Genomic DNA, 7009 nt, shown 5'->3' on the forward strand with positions numbered 1-7009 from the left:
GCGCCGACTGGACGATCCCCCGGGCCGCGCGGGAACTCCGCAGGCGGCACGTCAAGCAGCTGCCGGTGGTCGGCGACGACGGGCTCCTCACCGGCATCGTCACCCGCAGCGACCTGCTCGACGCCTTCATCCGCTCCGACGTCGAGATCCGCGGCGAGGTCGAGCAGGACGTCCTGGGGCGCATCCTCGGCCTGGACGAGGGCACCGTCGCGGTCGAGGTCCGGGACGGGGTCGTCACCCTTCGGGGACACGTCCCGGAACCGCGGCTCGTCCCGGTGGTCGTGGGCCTCTGCCAGGGCGTCGACGGTGTCGTCGCCGTGGACGCCCACCTCGCCGCCACCCGGGCGGGCTGAGTGTTCTGCCCCGGGAGGGCCGACCACCAGGTGCAGTTGAGCAGCTCCCGGCACGAGACCGTTCCCACCCACGATCACTCTCCGTCTATCGCATCAGATGCGAACCTGGGGACGTCTTCGCAGGTCAACCGCCCGATGGAGTGACGCGCCCGCAAAGGCGCCGCCGTGACGGCTAGCGTGGTTCCGCGCGATGTCGAGGTCAACGTCCCTGGTGGGACCGCTCGCCCGTGGTTCGGGGGTGACTTCCAGGTTGGGTGTCGTCTCTTCGCATCCGATGCAATGGGCGGCCGCCGGCGCCCTGCGCCCGCTGTGCGACCCGGACGCGCCGGAGCCGGACGAGGACGACGACGGCGAACAGAGCTGAAGCGCCGGGCAGCGGGGCGCCTGCCGCCTGCTTAGCGCCCGGCGGCGGCCGGGGCGGCCGCGCGGGCCGGGGCGTCGTGCAGACCGAGGCGCAGGTGCTCGACGTGGTAGAGGGCCTGGTCGAGGAGTTCGGCGACGTGGTTGTCGTAGAGCGAGTAGACGATCGAACGGCCGTGGCGTTCGCCGGTGACCAGGCCGAGGTTGCGCAGCAGGCGCAGCTGGTGGGAGCAGGCGGAGGCTTCCATGCCGACGGAGTCGGCGAGGTCGCCGACCGAGCAGGGGCCTTCCTGGAGCCGGGCCAGGATGTACAGCCGGGAGGGGGTGGCCAGAGCCTGGAGGGTCGCGGCGACGTCGGTTGCCCCCGCCGCGTCCAGCCGCTCGCGCGGGGTGGCGTTGTTCCTGTCGTCGGCTCCGTGACCCATGGCGCCCATCCTAGCGGTAACATATGAAGACCTGTTCAAATGTTCCTGTACGGTGGGGGCCGGTTCCCCTGCCCACCCGTGAAGGGTTGCTTCGTCATGTCCCCCGTCCTGGACCAGCGGTCCGCGCCGGCCGCCGCCGGGCCGCGTCCCGCCCTGCCGCGGCGCCACACCCGCGTGCTGGCGCTGCCGGAGGCCCGGTGGGCGTTGGCTTCGCTGGTGCTGTTCCTGCTCGCCCTGCCCGTCTACCTGCTCGACGGGCCGGCCTGGCTGTGGGGGACGCTGTTCGCCGCGACCTACGCGACCGGCGGCTGGGAGCCGGGCTGGGAGGGCTTGAAGGCCCTGAAGGGCAAGACGCTGGACGTGGACCTGCTGATGGTCGTCGCCGCCCTCGGAGCGGCCGCGATCGGCCAGGTCCTCGACGGCGCGCTGCTGATCGTCATCTTCGCCACCTCCGGCGCCCTGGAGGCGGTCGCCACCGCCCGCACCGCCGACTCCGTGCGCGGCCTGCTCGACCTCGCCCCCACCACCGCGACCCGGCTGCTGCCGGACGGCACCGAGGAGACCATCGACACCGAGCGCCTGACGGTCGGGAACACCATCCTGGTTCGCCCCGGCGAGCGGATCGGCGCCGACGGCCAGGTCCTCGACGGGGCCAGCGACGTCGAGCAGGCCACCATCACCGGCGAACCCCTGCCGGTCGCCAAGCAGGCCGGGGACGAGGTGTTCGCCGGCACCGTCAACGGCACCGGCGCCCTGCGCGTGCGCGTGGATCGGGATCCGGCGGACTCGGTGATCGCCCGGATCGTGAAGATGGTCGAGGAGGCCTCCGAGACCAAGGCCCCCACCCAGCTGTTCATCGAGAAGATCGAGCAGCGCTACTCGATCGGCATGGTCATCGCGACCCTGGCTGTCTTCGCCGTCCCGCTCGCCTTCGGCGAAGCGTTGCAGTCGGCCCTGCTGCGGGCGATGACGTTCATGATCGTCGCCTCGCCCTGTGCGGTGGTGCTCTCCACCATGCCGCCGCTGCTGTCCGCGATCGCCAACGCCGGACGTCACGGTGTGCTCGTCAAGTCCGCCGTCGTGATGGAACGCCTCGGGCAGGTCGACGCGGTCGCGCTGGACAAGACCGGCACCCTGACCGAGGGCACCCCCCACGTCACCGACCTGCGCCCGCTGCCCGGCGGCGCCCTGACCGAGGACGAGTTGCTCGCCCTCGCCGCCTCGGCCGAGCACCCCAGCGAGCACCCGCTCGCCCGCGCCGTGGTCGCCGCCGCCCGCGAACGCGGCCTGCCCCTGGCCGACGAGGCAGAAGACTTCACCTCCACCCCGGGGCAGGGCGTCACCGCCACCGTCGCCGGCCACACCGTCCGGGTCGGCGCGCCCGCCCGGCTGCTGGACGATGCCGCCGACCCGGCCCACCAGAAGGCGGTGCGGGAGCTGGAGGATGCCGGGCGTACCGCGGTCGCCGTACTCCGCGACGGAACACCGGTGGGGGTGCTGGGCGTCGCCGACCGGCTGCGGCCGGACGCGGCGGCCACCGTCGCCGCCCTCACCCGGCTGACCGGCCGCGTCCCGGTGCTGCTGACCGGCGACAACGAGCGCGCCGCCCGGCATCTGGCCGCCGAGGTCGGCATCACCGAGGTCCGCGCCGGGCTGCTGCCCCAGGACAAGGTGGCCGCGGTGAAGGAGTGGGAGGCCCAGGGTCGGCGGGTGCTGGTCGTCGGCGACGGCGTCAACGACGCCCCCGCGCTGGCCGCCGCCCACTCCGGCATCGTGATGGGCAAGGCCGGCTCCGACCTCGCCCTGGAGACCGCCGATGCCGTCGTGGTCCGCGACGAGTTGGCCACCGTCCCCGCCGTCGTACAGCTCTCGCGCACCGCCCGCCGCCTGGTCATCCAGAACCTGGCCATCGCCGGGGTGTTCATCACCGCCCTGGTCGCCTGGGACCTGATCGGCACCCTCCCGCTGCCCCTGGGCGTCGCCGGACACGAGGGCTCCACCGTCATCGTCGGCCTCAACGGCCTGCGCCTGCTGCGCGAGGCCGCCTGGCCCCGACTCACCAAGGACACCGCGTGAGCAAACGCACCCGCCGCACGGCCCCCGCTCCGGGGGCGGCACGGCCCACCGTCACCGTCTGCCGCGGCTGCTGCTGTGGCACCCCCAAGATCCCCGGCCTCGACCACACAGCCCAGCTGCGCGACCTGCGCCAGGCCCTCGACGGCACGGCGACCGTACGCGTCACCGACTGCCTCGACGCGTGCGAACGCGCCAACGTCATCGTCGTCCAGCCCTCCGCCGACGGTCGCAGGAACGGCGGGGCCCCCGTCTGGCTCGGCCTGGTCAACGACCCCGACGCCACCACCGACATCACCACCTGGGTCACCAACGGCGGCCCCGGCCTCACCGACCCGCCCGGCATCCTCGACCTCTACACCTTCCAGCCCTCACGCCGCGTCCGCGCCGAACTCCACGACGCATGACCCCGACGCCCGCCGCGTTTGTCGGCCATCGTTTGCCGACAAACGCGGCAGGCGTCCAATGAACCCGGACATCCCCGGGTGCCGGGTCGGCGCCGACCCAATCAGATCCGATGGTGATTGATGACAGGGTTTGACGACACACGCCGCCGGCCACCACGGCGTCTTCCGCCTGGACAGTGGGACCGCGACCCGGGTGGCCGGCCGCTACCAGGACACCATGGGCTTCACCGTCACCGGCCCGTCCACCTTCCTGGCCAGCGGCCACCCTTCCCCGGCCGACCCCGCCGCCCGCTCACCCCACCTGGGCCTGATCCGCAGCACGGACGTCGGCAGGACGTGGCAGACCCTCTCCGCCGAGGGCCGCGCCGACTTTCACGCCCTCCAGCAGGCGGGCGGCACCCTCTACGGCTTCGACGGCCAGAGCGCAAAGGTGTGGGCCAGCACCGGCGGCGGCCGCACCTGGGACATCCGCGCCGGCCTGCCGTTGCTCGACCTCGCCGCCCACGCCGACAGCCCCGCGACGGTGTGGGCGGCCACCGGCAAGGGCCTCGTCCACAGCACCGACGGCGCACGCAGCCTCCGGGCCGTCCCCGGCGCCCCGGCTCTGGTGGCGGTCGACGAACCGGAGTCCGGGCTGCTGGTCGCACTGGCCGCGGACGGCCGCCTGGTCACCAGCCGCGGCGGCCAGACATGGACCGAACAGGGCCGCCTGCCCACCGGCGGCGAGCCCACCGTGCTCACCGCCGCAACCGCCCGGCATCTGCTGGCCGCCGACAGCACCGACACCATCTACGAATCCACCGACGGCGGCCGCACCTGGACCGCGCTCCACCGGCCGGACAGCCAAGCGGAACGCCCCTAAAGGAGACGGCCGGCCCATGAGACCCGCCGAGCCCGCAGATGCGCTCACCCCCTCCCATGGACGGGGCGGTGTGTCCGCAATGCATTGCCGCCAGGCACGCCCCAACGACGCTGCCCGTACCGGCCGGTTCGGCAACCTTCACAGACGCAGGGCGCGACGCAGGGTGTCGCTGAGTTCGGCGTACTTCTCCTCGGCCCGGGCGGGGCCGGTGCGGGCAGCGTCGGTGACGCAGCCGCGTACGTGGTCGTCGAGGAGGCCAAGGGCGACTTGCTGCAGGGCACGGCCGGCGGCGCTGATCTGGGTGAGGACGTCGACGCAGCAGCGATCGTCGGTGACCATGCGGGAGATGCCGCGGATCTGGCCTTCGATCTTGTTCAGACGGGCCAGGTGGTCGGCCTTGTGCTCGGCGTATCCCGGTACCGGGGTGTTCCCGTGTTCGTGGCGCGGGGTGACGGTGGTCATCGCATGCCGCCTCCCTCGCTCGTGCCGCCGGTCGTGGGAGCGGTGTAACGCTCTGGGGCGGCGTCGAACGTGGTGGCGCAGTGGGCGGAGCAGAAGGAGTAGGTGCCGTGCTCGGTGTGCCGGTGCTCGGCGGCGGTCGCTTTGTCCACCTGCATGCCGCAGAACGGGTCCGTGACCACGGTGTCGCCGCCCTGAGAGGCAGGGTGGTGGTGTCCCTTGCTCGCCGTGGCGGCCGTGCTGCCGTCCGGACCCCGGTCGGCAGCGGACTCGACACGGGGCTGGACGGGGCTGGGCCGGGCCTCGGGCAGCGGCTGGGTGTGCCAGCGGCGCAGCCGGGAGGCGTTGGTGACGACCGACAGCGAGCTGAGTGCCGTGGCCGCGGCGGCGATGACCGGGCTGAGCCGGATGCCCCACAGCGGATACAGGGCGCCGGCGGCGAGGGGGACGCCGACGGCGTTGTGGACCAGGGCGAAGAACAGGTTCTGCCGGATGTTGCGCATCGTGGCCCGCGACAGCCGGATCGCGGTGACGACACCGCCGAGCGAGCCGGAGATCAGGGTGATGTCGGCGGCCACCACGGCCACGTCCGTGCCGATGCCGAGGGCCAGGCCGTCGTCGTCGGCGGCCGGGGCGGGCGCGTCGTTGATGCCGTCGCCGACCATGCCGACGGTGCGGCCCTCGCCCTGCAGACGGCGGATCTCGTCGGCCTTGGGCTCGGGCAGCACCTCGGCCAGCACCCGGCCCACGCCCACTTGGGCGGCGATGGCGGCGGCGGTGCGGGCGTTGTCGCCGGTGAGCATCACGACGTCGACGCCCAGGCGCTGCAGGGCGGCGATGGCCGCGGCGGAGTCGTCCTTGACGGTGTCGGCGACGGCGAGCACGCCGGCGGGCCGTCCGTCCACTGCGGCGAGCACGGGGGTCTTGCCCTCGGCGGCCAGGGCGGCCGCGACGGGGGCCAGGGCGGTGGTGTCGATGCCGACGTCACCCAGCAGCCGGGCGGTGCCGACCAGGACGGCGTGCCCGGCGACGGTGGCCTGAACCCCCTTGCCGGTGACCGAGCCGAAGCCCGTCGCCGCGAGCGGGCGCAGGCCGCGGTCGCGGACGCCGGCGGTGATGGCCTGCGCGAGCGGGTGTTCACTGTCGGCCTCGGCCCCCGCCACCAGCCGCAGCAGCACGGTCTCGTCGAATCCGCCGACGGGCTGGACGTCGGTCAGGACGGGCTTTCCCTCTGTGCCGGTGCCGGTCTTGTCCAGCACGGTGAAAGTCCGGTGTGCGGTCGCGCCCAGGATCCGGATCCTGCGGGTGGTGTGCTCGATGACGGCGAAGACGTACAGGCGCACCCCGGTCAGGGTGCGGGTCTCGAAGAGGTCGCAGGCGAGCAGCGCGTCGGCCTGGCCGCGCAGGAAGTCGGCCCAGGTGGTGCTCTGCCGTGCGGGCGCGGGCGGGATGCCGCGCTCGCGGAGGATCTCCCAGACGGTGGAGGCGGCGACCTTGACACCCGGCGTGGCGAGCTCACCGTGGATGCGCCGATACCCCCAGGAGCTGTTCTCGCGTGCCAGACGCAGCACCAGGGCGCGGATCGATCGGACGGTGGGCGGTCGTCCGCGCCGCCGGGGTGCGCGGTGCGCAGCGTGGCGTCGTTTGAGCAGGTTGTGGTGCCGGCGCACGATGGTGTCCGGGCGTACCAGCAGCAAGAGGTGGCGCAGCTTGTCGATCGGGAGGTGGTGGAGCAGGCCGGCGAGGACTGCGCGGTCGGTGTCGGTGAACACGGGCTTGCCGACCTGGCGCTGCAGGACCGGCAGCTGGTGCCGCAGCGCGAGGATCTCGATGTCTTTGTCCCGCTCGCTCCTCGGTAGCAGGCGCAGGAGGGTGAAGGTGTTGGGCACGGCGAGGTAGGCCAGGCACAGCAGCACGACAGGTCATGATGCCGCCCGACCGCCGTCCACGTGCACGGCACGGGCGCGGACGGGGAGGCAGCACGGAAGCCCCGTCGTCGACGATCAAGCTCCTGACCGGAAAACTCAACGGTCAGATGGGTATGGCGGGGTAGCCCCTCGGCGGTGATGG

Annotated in this window: 7 protein-coding genes; 4 read left to right on the forward strand and 3 right to left on the reverse strand. The window is 73.2% G+C overall.

All coding sequences use genetic code 11. The features are described 5' to 3' along the window. Window positions 1-353, forward strand: a 353-nt coding sequence (locus ACFP2V_RS31630) for a CBS domain-containing protein (RefSeq protein WP_381218708.1), incomplete at its 5' end; no start/stop codon positions are given. Window positions 354-748: 395 nt separating this feature from the next. Here the strand turns inward: ACFP2V_RS31630 and ACFP2V_RS31635 are convergent. Beyond that, window positions 749-1138, reverse strand: a complete 390-nt coding sequence (locus ACFP2V_RS31635; protein WP_381218709.1) for an ArsR/SmtB family transcription factor — start codon at window positions 1136-1138, stop codon at window positions 749-751. A gap of 96 nt (window positions 1139-1234) precedes the next feature. Here ACFP2V_RS31635 and ACFP2V_RS31640 point away from each other — a divergent pair, with 96 nt between their 5' ends. The 3 genes from ACFP2V_RS31640 (at window position 1235) to ACFP2V_RS31650 (ending at window position 4480) form a co-directional block, all read left to right on the forward strand. Beyond that, window positions 1235-3214, forward strand: a complete 1980-nt coding sequence (locus ACFP2V_RS31640) for a heavy metal translocating P-type ATPase (protein ID WP_381218710.1) — start codon at window positions 1235-1237, stop codon at window positions 3212-3214. Further along, window positions 3211-3618 (forward strand): (2Fe-2S) ferredoxin domain-containing protein, encoded by a 408-nt coding sequence (locus ACFP2V_RS31645; protein WP_381218711.1) that lies wholly within the window; start codon window positions 3211-3213, stop codon window positions 3616-3618. The genes ACFP2V_RS31640 and ACFP2V_RS31645 overlap by 4 nt, the downstream gene beginning before the upstream one ends. 130 nt (window positions 3619-3748) lie before the next feature. Next, window positions 3749-4480 carry a F510_1955 family glycosylhydrolase gene (locus tag ACFP2V_RS31650; RefSeq protein ID WP_381218712.1) on the forward strand — a complete coding sequence of 244 codons (732 nt, stop codon included), beginning with the start codon at window positions 3749-3751 and terminating at the stop codon, window positions 4478-4480. Between the two features lie 138 nt (window positions 4481-4618). Here the strand turns inward: ACFP2V_RS31650 and ACFP2V_RS31655 are convergent, their stop codons facing one another. Both ACFP2V_RS31655 and ACFP2V_RS31660 read right to left on the reverse strand, forming a co-directional pair. After that, complete coding sequence (locus ACFP2V_RS31655) at window positions 4619-4942, reverse strand: metal-sensitive transcriptional regulator (protein ID WP_381218713.1); 324 nt, start codon at window positions 4940-4942, stop codon at window positions 4619-4621. Then, on the reverse strand, window positions 4939-6855 hold the full coding sequence (locus ACFP2V_RS31660) for an HAD-IC family P-type ATPase (protein ID WP_381218714.1): 1917 nt from the start codon (window positions 6853-6855) through the stop codon (window positions 4939-4941). The genes ACFP2V_RS31655 and ACFP2V_RS31660 overlap by 4 nt, the downstream gene beginning before the upstream one ends. Between the last annotated feature and the right edge of the window lie 154 nt (window positions 6856-7009).

It is taken from the genome of Streptomyces incanus (genome assembly GCF_042656345.1).
GTDB lineage: Bacteria > Actinomycetota > Actinomycetes > Streptomycetales > Streptomycetaceae > Streptomyces > Streptomyces incanus.

What these genes read in the sequence shown, in the direction of transcription:
- ACFP2V_RS31635 (WP_381218709.1), bottom strand. Translation starts at nt 1,138, where the DNA reads ATGGGTCACGGAGCCGACGACAGGAACAACGCCACCCCGCGCGAGCGG.
- ACFP2V_RS31640 (WP_381218710.1), top strand. Translation starts at nt 1,235, where the DNA reads ATGTCCCCCGTCCTGGACCAGCGGTCCGCGCCGGCCGCCGCCGGGCCG.
- ACFP2V_RS31655 (WP_381218713.1), bottom strand. Translation starts at nt 4,942, where the DNA reads ATGACCACCGTCACCCCGCGCCACGAACACGGGAACACCCCGGTACCG.